Genomic DNA, 15,949 nt, shown 5'->3' with positions numbered 1-15,949 from the left:
GTTCGGTGAGCCACCGGTGAGCTCGGGGGCCGCCGTGGGACGTCGGTCTCGGCCGCTCGCGTTCGTCGCGGGTGCGGCGGTCGGGATCCTGGGTGGGATGATCGGCCTCGGCGGCGCGGAGTTCCGGCTGCCGTTGCTGTTGCTGCTCTTCGGGTTCACGGCGCTGCCGGCCGTCGTGTTCAACAAGGCGATGAGTCTGGTCGTCGTCGCGACCGCCCTGCCCGCCCGGCTGATTGCTGTTCCGCCGGGTGAACTCGGCGACGAGTGGGACGTCGTCCTCAACCTGCTGACGGGCAGTCTGATCGGCGCCTGGATCGGCGCGACGTGGGCGATCCGCATGCGCACCGCGACGCTCTACAAGGTCCTCGCGGTGCTGCTCGTGCTCATGGCCGTCGTCCTCGCCGCCCACCACGCCGGCACCGTGTCCGAGCTCGACCTGCCCAGCGGGGCGCGCTTCGTCGCGGGGGTCGTGGCCGGCGTCGGCATCGGCGTCGTCGCGGCGCTGATGGGCGTCGCGGGCGGAGAACTGTTGATCCCGACGATCGTGCTGCTGTACGGCCTCGACATCAAACTCGCGGGCAGCGTCAGCCTCGCGGTCTCGCTGCCGACGATGCTCGTCGCGTTCGCCCGCTACAGCCGGGACAGCAGCTTCGCCGTCCTCCGCGAGAACCGCGGCTTCGCGGTCGCGATGGCCGCCGGCTCCGTCATCGGCACCGTCGTCGGCGGGCTGCTGCTCGACGTCGTCGCCGACGACGTCCTGATCCCGATCCTCGTTGCCGTGCTCCTGCTGTCCTCGATCAAGGTGTGGGGGCACCGCTGAGCGTGTCCTGGACAAGCTTGTGGCCCGGTTGATACCACCGAGATACCATCGCGTCATGGCGATGACATTGCGGTTGACGGCGGAGCAGGAGGCGGCGCTCGCCGAGCTGGCTGCGCTCGAAGGCGTGTCGAAGACCGACGCGGTGGTGCGGGCGGTCGAGGAACGTCTCGCCCGGCTGTCCCACCAGACCGAGGTACTGCGGTACGCCCGGGAGGAGGCCGAGCACTACTCGGCGCTCCTCGACCGGCTGGGCCAGTGACCTCGTTGCCGTGACCCGCTACCTCGACACCGAGGACCTGGTGGCGCTGATCCGGCTCACGGGCGCGCCGGTGGCAATCCGCGATGTCGGTCTGCTCGAGTCCGCTGCGGCTCGTCCGCGGGCGAGCGTGTTCGGTGAGGAGGCCTACCCGGACCTGCACACGAAGGCGGCCGCGCTCCTTGAGTCGATCGTGCGGAACCATCCGTTGGTCGACGGCAACAAGCGGCTGGGGTGGTTGGCCATCGCGACCTGCTACCGGCTCAACAGCCACCGGCTGCGGGTGGACGACGACTCGGGCTACGACCTGGTCATCGCCGTTGCCGAGGGTCGGCTGGACGTCGCCACCATTGCTGGGACTCTCGCGCCCTGGGTCCGATCGAACTAGTCCCGCCGGGCGGCGTGACCGCGCGGTCAAGATCGCCCGGTAGCGTCGCGGGGGTGAGCGAGCTGCACGACCTGACCGCGCTCGAGCAGGCGGGCGCAATCCGCCGCCGGGAGGTCTCCGCGACCGAGCTGACCGAGCACTACCTGCGGCGGGCGGAGGTGCACTCCGACACCGTCGGCGCGTTCACGACGCGGACGCCGGACCTCGCGCTCGCGCAGGCGAAGGAAGCCGACGAGCGGATCGCGACCGCCGGGCCGGACGACGTCCTGCCGCCGCTGTTCGGCGTGTGCGTCCCGGTCAAGGACCTGACCGCGGTGGCCGGGGTCCGCATGACGCTGGGATCTGCGGTCTTCGCCGACTTCGTCCCGCAGGTCTCCGCCGCGGTGATCGAGAAGCTGCGGGCCGCGGGCACCGTGATGACCGGCAAGACGAACACGCCGGAGTTCGGGCTGCCCTGCTACACCGAGCCGGACGTCGCACCGCCGGCCCGGACGCCCTGGGACCTGACCCGCACCGCCGGCGGCTCCAGCGGTGGGGCCGCGGCGGCGGTCGCGGCCGGGCTCGCCCCAATCGCGCTCGGGAGCGACGGCGGGGGCTCGATCCGGATCCCGGCCTCGGTCTGCGGACTGGTCGGCTACAAGCCCTCCCGCGGGCGCATCAGCAACGCGCCGTTCGGGCCCGACCCCGTCGGGCTCGTGACGCACGGGCCGCTCGCGCGGACCGTCGCCGACGCGGCGGCCTTCGTCGACGCCGTCGCCGGGCCGGTCGCCGGCGACCCGTGGTGGGCGGCCCCGCTCCCGCCGGGGGAGACGTTCCTGGCCCGCACCGAAAGCGACCCGCCGCGGCTGCGAATCGGTCGCTTCGCCGCCGGAGTGCTGGTGGCGGCCGAGTTCCACCCCGACGTGCTGGCCGCCTGGGAGCAGGCATCGACGCTGCTGACCGAGCTCGGCCACGAGGTCGTCGACGTCGAGCCGCCGGCGGCGGCGGAGCACCACCCGCACTTTCTCGACGTCTGGTCGTCGCTGGCCGCGAGCGGCCCGGTGCCGCCGGGGGCGGAGGAGCGGCTGCGGCCGCTGACCCGCTGGCTGCGCGAACGCGGCCGGTCGGTGGACGCCCCACGCCTGCTCGGTGCGATCGGCGAGCTGCAGGGGCTGGCGCGGACGACCGCGCGGGCGTGGGCGGGGTTCGACGCGATCCTCACCCCGACCCTCGCCACGCCGCCGGTCCGCATCGGCGAACTGCGCAACGACGAGGACCCGGCCGCAGACTTCGCCGCCCAGTTCGCGTTCACGCCGATCACGTCCTTCTTCAACCTCACCGGTCACCCCGCGGTGTCGCTGCCGCTCGGAACCGGGGAGGGTGGGCTGCCGCTCGGCGTCATGCTGGCGGGGCGCCCGGCGGGTGACGGCGACCTGCTCGCCCTCGCCGCTCAGATCGAACGCGCAGCGCCGTGGGCGCATCGCCGTCCGGAAATTTGGTAGAGGACCTCCGTGACCGAGCTCTCCCCGAACCTTGTCGCCCTCGCCACCGCGTGCGGCGTCGCGACCGAGTACTGGGACTGGCGCGGCGAGTACGTCGCGGTCCCGGAGTCGACGATCGTCGCGGTGCTGGAGTCGCTGGGCTGGGAGGCGTCCACCCCGGCGGCGGCCGGACGGTCCCTGGCCCAGCTCGAGGCCGACCGTTGGCGGCGCGTCCTGCCACCGGTCGTGACGATGCGTCAGGACGCGGCCGGCCCGACCACGTTCCCGGTGCACGTACCGCACGGCGACCCGGTCGAGGTGTGGATCGAGCTGGAGCAGGCCGACCGGGCGGAGGTCCGCCAGGTGGACCGCTGGGTCGAACCGACGGTCGTCGACGGGGTGCTCACCGGCGAGGCCACGTTCGAGCTCCCGAACGACCTGCCGCTCGGCTATCACCGGATCTCGGCCCGCAGCGGTGAGCGCAGCGCCGAGAGCGCTCTGATCGTCACGCCCGCCTCGCTCGAGCTGCCCGCCGAGCTGCGCGGGCTCGACGGCGAGCCCCGGCGCAGCTGGGGTCACCTCGCGCAGGTGTACCAGGTGCGCAGCGAGCGGTCCTGGGGTCCGGGCGAGCTCGCGGACCTGGCGGCCTTCGCCGAGTGGTCGGCGTCCGAGCTCGGTTCCGGCTTCGTCCTGATCAACCCGCTGCACGCCACCGCCCCGCTCCCGCCGATCGAGCCGTCGCCGTACCTGCCGGTGAGCCGTCGCTTCGTCAGCCCGCTGTACCTGCGGGTCGAGGACATCCCGGAGTACACGAGGCTCGACGCCTCGGTCCGCGCGGCGGTCGACGCCCTGGGAGAGCCGCTGCAGGGCCGCGGCGGCGTGGACGAGCTGCTCAACCGCGACGTCGCATGGACGGCGAAGCGGGCGGCGCTCAAGCTGATCCACGGCGCCGGGCTGTCCGCGGAGCGCGCGCAGGAGTTCGCCGCGTACCGCGAGCGGGAGGGCGTCGCCCTGCTCGACTTCGCCACCTGGTCCGCCCTGTGCGAGGAGCACGGCCCGGCCTGGATGGCGTGGCCGGAGGAGCTGCGACACCCCGCGACCGAGGCCGTCGCCGCCGAGCGGACCCGGCTCACCGACGCCGTCGACTTCGCCGCGTGGTTGCAGTGGCAGCTCGACCAGCAGCTCGCCGCGGTCAAGGAGCGCGCGGCCGCCGCGGGCATGCCGATCGGCGTGATCGCGGACCTCGCGGTCGGCGTGCACCCCGGGGGCGCGGACTCCTGGGCGCTGAGTGACGTCCTCGCGATCGGCGTCTCCGTCGGCGCCCCGCCGGACGCGTTCACCCAGCAGGGGCAGGACTGGAGTCAGCCGCCCTGGAAGCCCAACCGGCTGGCCGAGCTCGGGTACGCCCCGTTCCGCGACATGATCCGCGGCGTCCTGCGGCACGCCGGCGGGATCCGCGTCGACCACGTCATGGGCATGTTCCGGCTCTGGTGGGTCCCGGCCGGGCGCAAGCCGTCCGAGGGGACGTACGTCCGTTACGACCACGAGGCGATGGTCGGCGTGCTCGCGCTGGAGGCCGCGCGGGCCGGGGCCGTCGTCATCGGCGAGGACCTCGGGACGGTCGAGCCGTGGGTGCGCGACTACCTCCACGAGCGCGGGATGCTCGGGACGTCGATCCTGTTCTTCGAACGCGACGAGGTGGGGCCGCTGCCCGCCGACGCGTGGCGGCGCCTGTGCCTGGGAACGGTCACGACGCACGATCTGCCCCCGAGCGCCGGGTACCTCGCGGGCGAGCACGTGAGCATCCGCGACCGGCTCGGCCTGCTCACCCGTCCCGCCGACGAGGAGTGGATGGGGCTCTGGGACGAGGTCGCGAGCTGGCGGGCCCGGTTGGAGGCCGAGGGCATCGACCCGGGGCCGGTCGGGGACATCCCGGCGCTGGTCGACGCCCTCCACCGCTTCCTGGCCCGGACGCCGACGCTGCTGTGCGGGGTCGCCCTCGCCGACGCCGTCGGGGACCGCCGGACGCTCAACCAGCCCGGCACCTACCTGGAGTACCCGAACTGGCAGCTGCCGCTGCTCGACGCCGACGGGCGGCCGGTCCTGCTGGAGGACCTGGCGGGGCCGTCGCCGGTGGCCGACCGTGTGCGTTCACTCGCACAGGCGTTCGCTAGTCTCACCTCGTGATCGGTACTAGCTGGCGCCCGCTTCCGAAGGCCTGGTTCCGGGCTGCCGTTCTCGGTGTTGTCCTTGCGTCCTCGACGCTCGCCGCGTCGCCGGCGATGGCGCTCACGCGCGACGACGGTGACGACCCCGGCGAGGGGATCTCGAACCTCAAGATCATCGGGATCTTCGTCGGCATTCCGGTCGGACTGATGGCCCTGATCTGGCTCACGGTCTCGATCCCGTACATGATCCGCGGCCCGCGCTACCGCCCCGGCAAGGAGTGGACGGCCGAGGCGGAGTGGTACGGCGCCCCCGGCGAGGACGGCCCGGCCGCGATCGAGAGCGGCTCCGCCGACCCGGCGCTCGAGGGTGCCCCGGCGGACGCCGGCACCGACGCCCCGGGCGGTGGGACCAGTGCTCGCTGGTGAGGCGTTCTCCGAGCGCCAGCGCGAGGAGATCGTCAAGGCCATCCAGCAGGGTCGCCGCACCAGCGGAGTGAACTTCTCGGTCTACGTCGGCGCCGCCGACGGACCGACCCGCGCCGCCGCCAAGCGCCGCCACGCCGAGCTCGGCGCCGAGGCCGCCGACACCGTCCTCGTCTTCGTCGACCCCGCCTCCCGCAGCCTCGAGATCGTCACCGGTTCCCGCGCTCGGCGCTGGGTCGACGACCGCGCCTGTGCCCTCGCCGCGATGACGATGACCACCGCCTTCGCCGCCGGCAACCTCGCCGGCGGCATCGTCCAGGGCATCCAGCTCCTCGCCGAGCACGCCCGGCACCCCGCCTCGCTCCACACCGCTCACTGAGTCCGGCGCGCTCCGCGCCGACTCCGCCGCGACGTCAGAAAAGGGTGACACCCCTTACTGCGCAGTAAGGGGTGTCACCCTTTTCTGACAGGGCGGTTCAGCCGGCGGCGCGGTCGCACTCCTGGGCGCGGAGCGCGCGCTGGACGCCGTCGCGGGCCTCGGTCAGCAGGCGGCGCAGGGCCGGGGCCGGGGAGTTCTCGGCGAGGAAGCGGTCGGTGCGCTCGACGGTGTCGGCCGAGATCCGCCACGACGGGTAGAACCCGTTGACGATGTTCTGGGCGATCTCGTTGGTGCGCTCCTCCCAGATCCGCGGGACGGCCTCGAAGTAGGGCTCGACGAACTGCTCGAGGATCTCGCCCTGCTCGATCTGGACGAACCCGCCGATGATCGAGTTCTGCATCGCGTTCGGGAGCTTGTCGTCGCCGACGACGGAGGCCCAGGCCTCCTCCTTCGCCTGCACCGTGGGACGGGCGGCGAGGGCGCCGGCGGCGTGGCGCTGGCCGGCCGCGGTGTCGTCGCGGTCGAGCTCGGCGTCGATCTCGGACTCGCCGGCGACGCCGCGGGACACCAGGCGGTGGAGCATGTGCCAGCGCAGGTCGACGTCCATCGCGAGGCCGGGGACGAGCGGCTCGCCGGCCAGCAGCGCGGCGAGCAGGTCGAGCTGCTCGTTGGTCCGGGCGACCGAGGCGAACGTGCGCGCCCAGGCGAGCTGGCTGTCGCTGCCGGGCTCGGCGGCGCGCAGGTGCTCCAGGGCCGCTGCCGCGAAGCGGGACAGCCCGGGCTCGCGGTACCCGGGGTCGGCGAACAGGAACAGGGCCGAGATCGCCTGCCGCTGCAGCGCCTGCTGGACGACGATGCCGGTCTCGCTGCCGATGCCGCGCAGGACGAGGTCGACGTAGTCACGCGCGGGCAGCTCGGCGTCGCGGGTCATGTCCCAGGCCGCGGACCAGCACAGGGCGCGGGGAAGGGACTCGGCGATGTCACCGATGTGCCGGCCGAGCGTCGCGAGCGACGCCGGGTCCAGGCGGATCTTGGCGTAGGTGAGGTCGTCGTCGTTGACCAGGACGAGGTCGGCGGCGCGCTTGCCGATCAGCTCCTTGACCTCGGTGCTCGCGCCGGCGACGTCGAGCTCGACGCGGTCGCGGCGGCTGAGCTTGCCGTCGACGAGTTCGTAGAGGCCGATGGCGATGCGGTGCGAGCGCAGCGTCGGGTAGTCCTCGGGCGCGCTCTGCTGGACGGTGAACTGCCGGAACGCCCCGAGCTCGTCGAGCTCGAAGACCGGACGCAGGACGTTGACCTGCGAGGTCTGCAGCCACTCCGCGGACCACGCGGACAGGTTCCGGCCGGAGGTCTCCTCGAGCGCCGCGAGAAAGTCCTTCAGCGTCGTGTTGCCCCACGCGTGCCGGGAGAAGTACGTGCGGATCGCAGAGACGAAGTTGTCACGTCCGACCCACGCCACGAGCTGCTTGAGCACCGAGGCGCCCTTGGCGTAGGTGATGCCGTCGAAGTTCACCTCGACGTCGTCGAGGTCATTGATGTCGGCGACGATGGGGTGCGTCGAGGGCAGCTGGTCCTGCCGGTAGGCCCACGTCTTCTCGACGTTCGCGAACGTCGTCCACGCGTTGGTCCACCGCGTCGCCTCGGACTGGCAGAGCACGCTGATGTAGGTCGCGAACGACTCGTTCAACCAGAGGTCGTCCCACCACTTCATCGTCACGAGGTCGCCGAACCACATGTGGGCGAGCTCGTGCAGGATCGTCTCCGCGCGCCGTTCGTAGGCGGCATCGGTGACCTTCGAGCGGAAGACGTAGTCCTCGAGGATCGTCACGCAGCCCGCGTTCTCCATCGCGCCGGCGTTGTACTCGGGCACGAACAGCTGGTCGTACTTCGTGAACGGGTACGGCTGGTCGAACAGCTCGAGGAAGAAGTCGAAGCCCTTGCGGGTGACGTCGAAGATCTCGTCGGCGTCGAGGTGCTCGGCGAGCGAGCGGCGACAGGCGACGGCCATCGGGACGACGAGGTCGCCGGGACCGCGGTACTCGCTGCGCTCGACGTGGTAGTCGCCGGCGACGAGCGCGACGATGTAGGTCGACATGCGCGGGGTCGCGTCGAAGACCCAGACGGACGAGCCGTCCCGGCCCGGCACCGGTCGCGGCTCGGGGGTCTCGGCGTTGGAGAACACGGCCCACTGCGCGGGGGCGAGGACGGTCAGCTGGAACGTCGCCTTGAGGTCGGGCTGGTCGAAGCAGGCGAAGACGCGCTTGGCGTCGGCGACCTCGAACTGCGTGTACAGGTAGGTGCCGTCGTCGACCGGGTCGCGGAAGCGGTGCAGGCCTTCGCCGGTGTTCATGTACGCGCAGTCGGCGACGACGCGCAGCGTGTTGTCCGCGGCGATCTCCGGCAGGTTCACCCGGGTGCCGTCGAAGTGCGTGGCCGGGTCGAGCGCCTTGCCGTTGAGGGTGATCTCGCTCACCGACGGGGCGATCAGGTCGAGGAACGTTCCGTTCTCGCGGCCGACGAGCCCGTCGAACTGCACGACGGTCGTCGAGCGGAACGTGCGGTTCTCGCCCGACGGGTCCGGGACCAGATCGAGCTCGACCGCGTAGGAGTGGACGTCGACCGTGGCGGCGCGGGCCGCCGCCTCGTCGCGGGTCAGATTCTTGCCGGGCACTGAGGAACTCCTGACTCGTTCGACGGGACGGCTCATCCTTCCACGCGGGGTGGGCAGGACTTTCACAGGAATGCGCCGAGTGGGGCGCAGGTTGCACCTGGTGAGGACCTACGGAACGGAGTACCCCGTGAGTGAGCGCAGCACCGTCGATTTCTGGTTCGACCCGCTCTGCCCCTGGGCGTGGCTGAGCTCGCGATGGATGCTGGAGGTCCAGACGGTCCGGCCCGTCGACGTCAAGTTCCATCTGATGAGCCTCGCGATGCTCAACGAGGACCGTGACATCCCCGACGAGTACAAGAAGCTGCTGGCGACCGGGAAGAACATCGGCCGCGTCGTCATGGCCGCGCAGGTCGGGCACGGCGACGAGGTGGTCCCCGGCCTGTACACCGAACTCGGCCGCCGCTTCCACCACGAGGACCGCGAGCGCGACCAGGGGACGGTCGCCGAGGCACTCGCCGCCGTCGGCCTGCCCGCCGACCTGATCGAGGCCTGGGACGACGAGAGCTGGGACGAGAAGGTCCGCGCCTCCCACGAGGAGGGCCAGAACCTGGTCGGGCTGGACGTCGGCACCCCGATCATCCGCGTCGCGGGCACCGCGTTCTTCGGCCCGGTCGTGACCCCGGCCCCCGCCGGTGAGGACGCCGGCAAGCTCTGGGACGGCGTCGTGCTGGTCGCGTCCACGCCGGGGTTCTACGAGCTCAAGCGGACCCGCGACGAGGGTCCGCGCTTCGACACCGGCGCCGCGCCCCTGCACGACCGGGCGGCCTGACGCCCGACTGGGCTTGTTTGGCAGACTCGCGCCATGCGCGTCTACCTGGGGTCCGACCACGCCGGCTTCGAGCTCAAGGACCACCTGCTGCGGTGGTTGGAGGAGACCGGGCACGAGCCGGTGGACTGCGGCCCGACGATCTACGACGCCCAGGACGACTACCCGCCGTTCTGCCTGGCCGCCGCGGCCCGCACCGCGCAGGACCCGGGCAGCTTCGGCGTCGTCCTCGGCGGATCGGGCAACGGCGAGCAGATGGCGGCGAACAAGGTCCCGGGCATCCGGGCCGCGCTGGTCTGGAGCGAGGAGATCGCCTCGCTCGCTCGGCAGCACAACAACGCCAACGTCATCAGCATCGGTGCGCGCATGCACACGCTCGAGGAGGCCGCCCGTTTCCTCGAGGTCTTCCTCGACACCCCCTACAGCGACGAGGAACGGCACAACCGCCGCATCGGCATGCTCGCCGACTACGAGAAGACGCACGAGCTTCCGCCGCTCCCCGGCGAGGAGGCCGAGAGCGCGCACCCCGAACTCCTGACGTGACGCGGACCTGAAGGGCCGTCAGAATGCGCATCGGAGTCGTGGGCGCCGGCGGCGTCGGCGGCTACTTCGGTGCGCGGCTGGCCGCGGCGGGGCACGATGTCGGCTTTCTCGTCCGCGGCGCGCAGCTGACGGCGCTGCGGACGAACGGCATCGAGATCCACAGCCCGCGCGGGAACCTGCACCTGTCGAGAGTGCGCGCGAGCGACGACCCGGGTGAGCTCGGCGCTCACGACGTCGTCCTGCTGGCGGTGAAGGCGTACGCGATCGACGGGGCACTGCCGGCGCTGAAGTCGCTGCTGGGGCCGGACGGCTTCGTCGTTTCGTTGCAGAACGGCGGCGTCGCCCCCGCCGAGCGTGTCGCGGCCGTCACCCGGACCGTCCACGCCGTCCTCGAGCCCTCCGCCCGCGCCGCGGCAGCGCAGTTGTGAAAAAAGGGTGACACCCCTTACTGCGCAGTAAGGGGTGTCACCCTTTTTTCACAGCTAGCCGAGCTCGCGGAGGCGGGGCATGACGTCGGCGGAGAACTGCTCCATGAAGCGGACCTGGTCGGCGCCGGGGAAGTGGATGACGAGGTTGGTGAAGCCCGCCTCGATGTAGGGGCGGATGCCCTCGACGGCCTCGTCGGGGGTGGAGGCGACGATCCAGCGCTTCGCGACCTGCTCGATGGGCAGCTCGTCGGCGAGGCGCTCCATCTCCTGGGAGCTGGAGACCGAGTGCTTCTGCTCGGCGGTCAGCGACAGCGGCGCCCAGAAGCGGGTCGCGTTGAGGGCGAACTCGGCGTCATGGTCGTAGGAGAGCTTGACCTCGATCATGCGGTCGAGGGAGTCCATCGACCGGCCGGCCTTCTCCAGGCCCTCGTGCAGTGCGGGGACGAGTTCCTCCTGGTAGAGGGCCATGCCCTTGCCGGAGGTGCAGATGAACCCGTCCCCGGCGCGGCCGGCGTAGCGGGCCACGACCGGGCCGCCCGCGGCGACGTAGATCGGGATCGGCTGCTCCGGCTTGTCGTACACCGTCGCCCCGACGGTGGTGTAGTACTCGCCGGAGTGGTCGACGGAATCCTCGGTCCACAGCCGGCGCATCAGGTCGATGGCCTCGCGCATGCGGGCGAAGCGTTCCTTGAACTCCGGCCACTCCATGCCGGAGACCGCGATCTCGTTCAGCGCCTCACCGGTCCCCAGGCCGAGCATGACCCGACCCGGGTAGAGGCAGGCCATGGTCGCGAAGGCCTGCGCGATCACCGCGGGGTTGTAGCGGAACGTCGCGGTGAGCACCGACGTACCCAAGGTGATGCGCTCGGTCCGCTCACCGACGGCGGTCATCCACGCCAGCGAGAACGGCGCGTGCCCGCCGTTGTGCCGCCACGGCTGGTAGTGGTCGGACACGACGGCCGAGTTGAAGCCGTACCGCTCCGCCGCCACGCCGAACTCGACCAGTTCCCGCGGCCCGAACTGCTCCGCCGACGCCTTGTACCCGATTGCGATCGCCATGACGGAAACCTAGCGACCACCCGGCAGCGAGGTGTCACGGCGTGTGCTCCAGGGCTGTCGGAAGAGCAGGTAAAGGATCGGGAAGGCCCCGGGCGGGCTCCGGTTCGGGGCCCGGAGCCGCTGCTACGTTCCGCGGTCATGAGCGTCGTGGAGGAGACCGGTGGCTTCGAGCTGCGCCGGCTTGCGTTCGTCCTCGCGCTGGTGCTGACGGTGGCCGCGATCGCGGTCGGAACCTGGGTCCTGGGCTCCGGCGACGATTTCACCGAACCCGACCGGACCCCGCTGGTGGCGGACCTGAGCGCGCCGACGCGCGCCGAGCCTCCGCTGTCGGTCGCCCCGCCGCCCGGCGACTCCGGCTGAGTTCGGCCCGGCAGGTGCGCCGCGGGACGTACCATGCCGAAACCGGACACATTCTCAGGAGCTCTCACGTGCGATTCCGTCCCGCCGCACTGGCTGCCGCCGTCGTGCTCGCCACCGCCGCCCTGCCGGTCTCGCCCGCCTCCGCGGGGACGCACATCAACCCGGGGACCAACCCGGGGATCAACTGGGCCCCGGTCGAGAGCGCCACCATCTACCCGGGCGTCGGGACCGAGGCCGGCGGCGCCGGCTGCACGGCGAACTTCGTGTTCACCGACCGCGCGGAGAACGTGTACATCGGCCAGGCGGCGCACTGCACCTCGGCGGAGGGCAGCCCGCTCAGCGGCAGTGGCTGCGCGTCGCCGTCCCAGCCGCTCGGGACCCGCGTCTCGCTCGGGTCGTCCGGCGTCAGCGGCGAGTTGGCCTACAGCAGCTGGCTGACCATGCAGAAGGTCCGCGAGACCGATGAGATCACCTGCCTGAGCAACGACTTCGCGCTGATCCGTATCCCCGCCGAGGCGGTCGCGAAGGTCAACCCGTCGGTGCCGCTGTTCGGTGGCCCGACCGGTGTGATCGACAACGGCGGTCTGCCGGCGGGGGAGCCGGTGTACGGCTACGGCGCCTCCGGCCTGCGCGCCGGCATCGAGACTCCGCAGCAGGGCTTCAGCCTCGGCACCGAGCCGCCCGGCTGGTACCACCTGGTCTACCTGCTCCCGCCCGGCGTCCCGGGGGACTCCGGCGGCGGGCTGATGGACTCCTCCGGCCGGGCGGCGGGTGTCCTGATCTCGCTGAACACCCTGCCGCCCGGGAGCAACGGGCTGACCGACCTCGCCCATGCCCTCGCCTACGCGCAGCAGCACTCCGGCATCAAGGGTCTGACGCTTGTCCCCGGCACGGAGTCGTTCACCGGCTGATCACCGGGTGATCACCGGGTGAAGTGCGCGGCGTGGTCCACCACGCCGACCTGGATCGAGTAGGTCTCGTAGTAGCGGTCAACGCCGGCGCGCTGGGCGGCCCGGTGCTCGGGGTGGTCGCGCCACGCGTCGTGGCTCGGCCGGTCCGCGAACGTCACCAGCGTGACGCGCTCGCCGTCGGCCGCGGTGAAGATCTTGTGCTCGACGTAGCCGGGCATCGTCCGCGCCAACTCGCTGATGCGCGTGGCGTGCTCGACGTACTCGTCGCCGGCGTCCGCGGCGAGGCGGGACCGGAACACGGTGACGACCTGCCCGACGCGAAGTTCCACGCGGGGAATTGTGCCCCGGAACGAGGCCCCTCGTCCGAACGGACGAGGCGAAACCGGCCGGACGGTGGACAGGTCGGTGCTTGTCCCGCGCGTCTCAATGTCGGGATCGTCGTAATCAAGCTGGCTTTACGGGGGAATCGTGTTCGGTCTGAAGAGGGACATCGGTCCGCATGTCCGCCTGGTCGCGCCCGAGCTGGGGCGGCACCGGGAGCCGAGCCTGCGTCTGCGCGCCCACCGCCGGGGCGTCGACAACATCCTCGCCGAGGTGATGCGCATCGAGCGCACCGCCGACGGCGCCGCCAGTCGGCTGCTCGCCAGCCAGCTCGCCGAGGCGGCCGTCGCCGTCCTCACCGAGCTCACGGGTGAGGACTTCGCGCCGCTGCGCGAGAAGCTCGCCAACCACGCCCACCTCGGCTGTTCGGTCGCCACGGCGGAAGACATGTCCGACGGCTGCGCCGTCGGTCTGACGGAGCCTCATGTCGACACCGCGCTGCTCTACCTGGCGCTGGAGAACAAGGTCGAGGACGAGCTGATGAAGGCCGTCACCGACTGGATGATGGAGGCCGGGTACTACCTGCGCCGCACCGGCCGCGAGGTCGCGGACATCGTCCCCGCCCTCCGCACCGACCTGCCCCGCCTGTTCCCGCAGCGCGTCGTCGCGCCCGCGCCGGCGAAGCCTGCCGTGCCGGCTCCGGCCCGGCCCGCTCCGGCGAAGCCCGCGGTGCCGGCTCAGGGTCAGCGCCGGGTCAACCCTGCGGTCCACTCGGGCTGAGCACGTCCGCCCCGGCGGCGGCCCACTCGGCCTCCGTCGCGTCGCGCACGGTCTTGGCCATCGCGACGAGGTCGTCCAGCGGCACGCCGGTGGCGAAAAGCTCGAGCGTGTAGCCCGGGGCGATCTCCCAGGCCACGACCGCGCCGCTGCCCGGGTCCTCGGGGTCCATCGTCCAGAACGCCGGGTGCCCGTTGATCTCCCCGTCGGTCGCGGTGGACGTCTCGGAGACCGACTCGGTCTTCCGCTCCGCCAGGGACTGCGTGTACGCGGTCAGTGACAGGTAGGCGTCGGTGTCGTCCGTCGCCGGGCCCGCGTACTCCGTGTACCAGTCGACGCCCGGCAGCGCCCCGAGCGGTTCGGCGCGCTTGCGCTTGGCGTCGCGCTCGTCGGCGCGCATCCGGACGACGTCGGTGAGCTCCCAGTCGGGGGCCGGGGTCGCGTCGGGAAACAGCGCGTAGTGGGGGTCGGGCAGGTCGGCCTGGGCGGCCTCGGCCTGCGCGGCGGCGGCCGGCTGCGCCGGGTCGTCGGAAGCTCCGCCGCACCCGCCCACCGCGAGCAGCGACGCCAGAACCACGGCGAGTGTCCAACGCTTCACCCGCACATCATCACCGTCGCGGCCCCGATCCGCAGCGCTCCGACGTTAACGGTTCGGTCAGGCGCAGGGAGATCAGCGCGGGCGGGATCGGCGCGGGCGGGATGGGCGCGGGTCAGCGCGGCGCCGCCATGCGCTCGGCGATCCAGGCCGCGGCGATGGGCCAGGCGTCGTCGAACAGGGCCATGCCGTGCTTGCGGCTGTCGAAGACGATCAGCCGGGACGGGACGCCGGACGCGAGGTTGACCTGGTGCAGCCGGATCGCCCCCTGCGGGTCCACCCACTCGCGGTTGCCGGCGAAGATCAGCATCGGGGGGTCGCCCGCGTCGATCCTGGTGAACACCGCGCGCTTCTCCGCGATCTCCTCGCACGTCTCCGGCGTGCAGTTGATCAGGTCCTCGGTGAGCGCCTCGGCGAGGTCCTCGGACAGGTGCGTCAGCATCGTGTTCTTGGCGACCAGAGCGAAGTCGACCGGCGCGGACAGCGTGATCAGCCCGCGGGCGAGCTTGCGGCCCGCGCCCTGCGTCAGGGCGGAGGCGGCGACCTCACCGCCGGCGGACGAGCCGATCACGACGATGCGGGACCGGTCCACGTGCAGATCGGGCGCGTGTGAGTGGATCCACCGCAGCGCGGACACGACGTCCCGTCGCTGCGAGGGCCACCGGTGCTCCGGGGCGAGGCGGTAGTTGACCGAGATCGCGACGTACCCGAGGTCGACGGCCGCCTGGGCGGCCTCCTGCATGTCCTCCTTGTCGCCGCCCGTCCACGACCCGCCGTGCACGAACACGATCGTCGGCGTGAGCGCCTGGCCGGGCTTGGCGATGGCGGCCGACGCCGGGAGGTAGAGGTCCAGGTTGTGCGCCGGGTCCGGGCCGTAGGAGTAGTCGAGGACCTGCGGCCGGGCGTCCTCGGCGACGGAGTAGAAGGACCCGGCCCCGATGGCACCCGCGGTCACGATCGCGAGTGTCAACGACACCACGACCGGAATCGCGTACCTGATGCGCATCTCGGCCCACCCCGAAGCCCCGGCACCCGCACTTCAGGTGCCGTGGGTGGGACGATAGGTGCGGAAGTGGCGGATGGCCAGTTGCGCAGGCTGCGGCGTCGCTTTCGCCGGCCCGGTCAGCCCGCCTGGCGCGGCGCGAAGACCAGCGAGTCACCGGCCAGGGCGGCCCGGTAGAACTCGGCGATGCTGTGGTGGTGACCCACCGTGATGCGCCGACTGACGCGCTCGGTCGGGTGCACACGCTGCCCGTTCGGGAGCTCGACGGCCGCGGTGCGGCACGCATCGTCGAAGACCCAACGACCACCCGCGTTGCGGACGAGCAACTCGCCGACGAAGGCGCCCATGCGCGCTGCCATCGCGGACCGTGTCGTGACTGCGCGCTGGCCGGGCAGGACGAAGCGGTCGCAGAGCTCGTCGAGGTGCTCGACGTCCGTGCCGTCCCAGCCGAAGCGGAACTCCGCGGCCGTGGAGTGCAGGAAGACCTCGGCCAGCGCCCGCATCGCGTGCGCGGTCTCGGTGTCGCTGGGCGGCTGGCGGAACAGGCCCCGTGTGAACGCTCGCATCTCGCCCCCCCGGCGTGTCTCGTCTGACGATCGTCAGCAACGTGACCTCCCATGA

At 71.9% G+C, this 15,949-nt stretch carries 19 protein-coding genes; 13 read left to right on the top strand and 6 right to left on the bottom strand.

Features of this window, described 5'->3' with window-relative positions:
- Positions 1-34: 34 nt before the first annotated feature.
- Genes SPOPO_RS0125560 through SPOPO_RS31635 form a run of 7 tightly spaced genes read left to right on the top strand, consistent with a single transcriptional unit; the run spans position 35 to position 5,894 of the window.
- On the top strand, positions 35-820 hold the full coding sequence (locus tag SPOPO_RS0125560) for a sulfite exporter TauE/SafE family protein (RefSeq protein WP_211210965.1): 786 nt from the start codon (positions 35-37) through the stop codon (positions 818-820).
- A gap of 55 nt (positions 821-875) precedes the next feature.
- Complete coding sequence (locus SPOPO_RS0125555; RefSeq protein ID WP_028985119.1) at positions 876-1,079, top strand: type II toxin-antitoxin system VapB family antitoxin; 204 nt, start codon at positions 876-878, stop codon at positions 1,077-1,079.
- Between the two features lie 10 nt (positions 1,080-1,089).
- Positions 1,090-1,464 (top strand): type II toxin-antitoxin system death-on-curing family toxin, encoded by a 375-nt coding sequence (locus SPOPO_RS0125550; protein WP_019878049.1) that lies wholly within the window; start codon positions 1,090-1,092, stop codon positions 1,462-1,464.
- Between the two features lie 53 nt (positions 1,465-1,517).
- Positions 1,518-2,945 (top strand): amidase, encoded by a 1,428-nt coding sequence (locus SPOPO_RS0125545; RefSeq protein WP_019878048.1) that lies wholly within the window; start codon positions 1,518-1,520, stop codon positions 2,943-2,945.
- Positions 2,946-2,954: 9 nt separating this feature from the next.
- Complete coding sequence (malQ, locus tag SPOPO_RS0125540) at positions 2,955-5,111, top strand: 4-alpha-glucanotransferase (protein ID WP_019878047.1); 2,157 nt, start codon at positions 2,955-2,957, stop codon at positions 5,109-5,111.
- Positions 5,108-5,518, top strand: a complete 411-nt coding sequence (locus SPOPO_RS35380; RefSeq protein ID WP_051098459.1) for a hypothetical protein — start codon at positions 5,108-5,110, stop codon at positions 5,516-5,518. The genes malQ and SPOPO_RS35380 overlap by 4 nt, the downstream gene beginning before the upstream one ends.
- A complete protein-coding gene (locus SPOPO_RS31635) occupies positions 5,505-5,894 on the top strand; it encodes a DUF5130 family protein (protein ID WP_019878045.1) in 390 nt (129 codons plus the stop codon). The genes SPOPO_RS35380 and SPOPO_RS31635 overlap by 14 nt, the downstream gene beginning before the upstream one ends.
- A gap of 97 nt (positions 5,895-5,991) precedes the next feature.
- On the opposite strand, the gene pepN is transcribed toward SPOPO_RS31635, so the two are convergent.
- On the bottom strand, positions 5,992-8,565 hold the full coding sequence (gene pepN, locus SPOPO_RS0125520; protein ID WP_019878044.1) for an aminopeptidase N: 2,574 nt from the start codon (positions 8,563-8,565) through the stop codon (positions 5,992-5,994).
- A 127-nt stretch (positions 8,566-8,692) separates the two neighbouring features.
- On the opposite strand from pepN, the gene SPOPO_RS0125515 reads away from it, so the two are divergent.
- Genes SPOPO_RS0125515 through SPOPO_RS31630 form a run of 3 tightly spaced genes read left to right on the top strand, consistent with a single transcriptional unit; the run spans position 8,693 to position 10,302 of the window.
- On the top strand, positions 8,693-9,334 hold the full coding sequence (locus SPOPO_RS0125515; protein ID WP_019878043.1) for a mycothiol-dependent nitroreductase Rv2466c family protein: 642 nt from the start codon (positions 8,693-8,695) through the stop codon (positions 9,332-9,334).
- A 33-nt stretch (positions 9,335-9,367) separates the two neighbouring features.
- Positions 9,368-9,874: a ribose-5-phosphate isomerase gene (locus SPOPO_RS0125510; protein ID WP_019878042.1), complete on the top strand. Its 507-nt coding sequence runs from the start codon at positions 9,368-9,370 to the stop codon at positions 9,872-9,874.
- A 23-nt stretch (positions 9,875-9,897) separates the two neighbouring features.
- Positions 9,898-10,302 carry a ketopantoate reductase family protein gene (locus SPOPO_RS31630; RefSeq protein ID WP_019878040.1) on the top strand — a complete coding sequence of 135 codons (405 nt, stop codon included), beginning with the start codon at positions 9,898-9,900 and terminating at the stop codon, positions 10,300-10,302.
- Positions 10,303-10,356: 54 nt separating this feature from the next.
- Here the strand turns inward: SPOPO_RS31630 and fgd are convergent, their stop codons facing one another.
- A complete protein-coding gene (fgd, locus tag SPOPO_RS0125500) occupies positions 10,357-11,361 on the bottom strand; it encodes a glucose-6-phosphate dehydrogenase (coenzyme-F420) (protein ID WP_019878039.1) in 1,005 nt (334 codons plus the stop codon).
- Positions 11,362-11,499: 138 nt separating this feature from the next.
- Between fgd and SPOPO_RS0125495 the strand changes: the two genes are divergently transcribed.
- Both SPOPO_RS0125495 and SPOPO_RS0125490 read left to right on the top strand, forming a co-directional pair.
- Positions 11,500-11,721: a hypothetical protein gene (locus tag SPOPO_RS0125495; RefSeq protein WP_019878038.1), complete on the top strand. Its 222-nt coding sequence runs from the start codon at positions 11,500-11,502 to the stop codon at positions 11,719-11,721.
- A 68-nt stretch (positions 11,722-11,789) separates the two neighbouring features.
- Positions 11,790-12,632 carry a hypothetical protein gene (locus tag SPOPO_RS0125490; RefSeq protein ID WP_019878037.1) on the top strand — a complete coding sequence of 281 codons (843 nt, stop codon included), beginning with the start codon at positions 11,790-11,792 and terminating at the stop codon, positions 12,630-12,632.
- A gap of 11 nt (positions 12,633-12,643) precedes the next feature.
- Here the strand turns inward: SPOPO_RS0125490 and SPOPO_RS0125485 are convergent, their stop codons facing one another.
- The gene (locus SPOPO_RS0125485; protein ID WP_019878036.1) at positions 12,644-12,961 is read right to left on the bottom strand and encodes an antibiotic biosynthesis monooxygenase family protein; all 318 of its coding nucleotides are present in this window, start codon (positions 12,959-12,961) and stop codon (positions 12,644-12,646) included.
- A 139-nt stretch (positions 12,962-13,100) separates the two neighbouring features.
- Here SPOPO_RS0125485 and SPOPO_RS0125480 point away from each other — a divergent pair, with 139 nt between their 5' ends.
- Positions 13,101-13,733, top strand: coding sequence for a hypothetical protein (locus SPOPO_RS0125480; RefSeq protein WP_019878035.1), 633 nt, complete (start codon positions 13,101-13,103; stop codon positions 13,731-13,733).
- On the opposite strand, the gene SPOPO_RS0125475 is transcribed toward SPOPO_RS0125480, so the two are convergent.
- The 3 genes from SPOPO_RS0125475 to SPOPO_RS0125465 form a co-directional block, all read right to left on the bottom strand.
- Entirely contained in the window at positions 13,708-14,328 is a 621-nt protein-coding gene (locus SPOPO_RS0125475) for a hypothetical protein (protein WP_019878034.1), read from the bottom strand. The genes SPOPO_RS0125480 and SPOPO_RS0125475 overlap by 26 nt on opposite strands.
- Before the next feature lie 112 nt (positions 14,329-14,440).
- Positions 14,441-15,331, bottom strand: a complete 891-nt coding sequence (locus SPOPO_RS33305) for an alpha/beta hydrolase (protein WP_019878033.1) — start codon at positions 15,329-15,331, stop codon at positions 14,441-14,443.
- Positions 15,332-15,447: 116 nt separating this feature from the next.
- Entirely contained in the window at positions 15,448-15,894 is a 447-nt protein-coding gene (locus SPOPO_RS0125465) for a DUF3806 domain-containing protein (protein ID WP_019878032.1), read from the bottom strand.
- Positions 15,895-15,949: the final 55 nt, after the last annotated feature.

It is taken from the genome of Sporichthya polymorpha DSM 43042 (genome assembly GCF_000384115.1).
Lineage (GTDB): Bacteria > Actinomycetota > Actinomycetes > Sporichthyales > Sporichthyaceae > Sporichthya > Sporichthya polymorpha.
The sequence above is the reverse complement of the archived record's forward strand: the minus strand, read 5'-3'. Positions and strand labels throughout refer to the sequence as shown.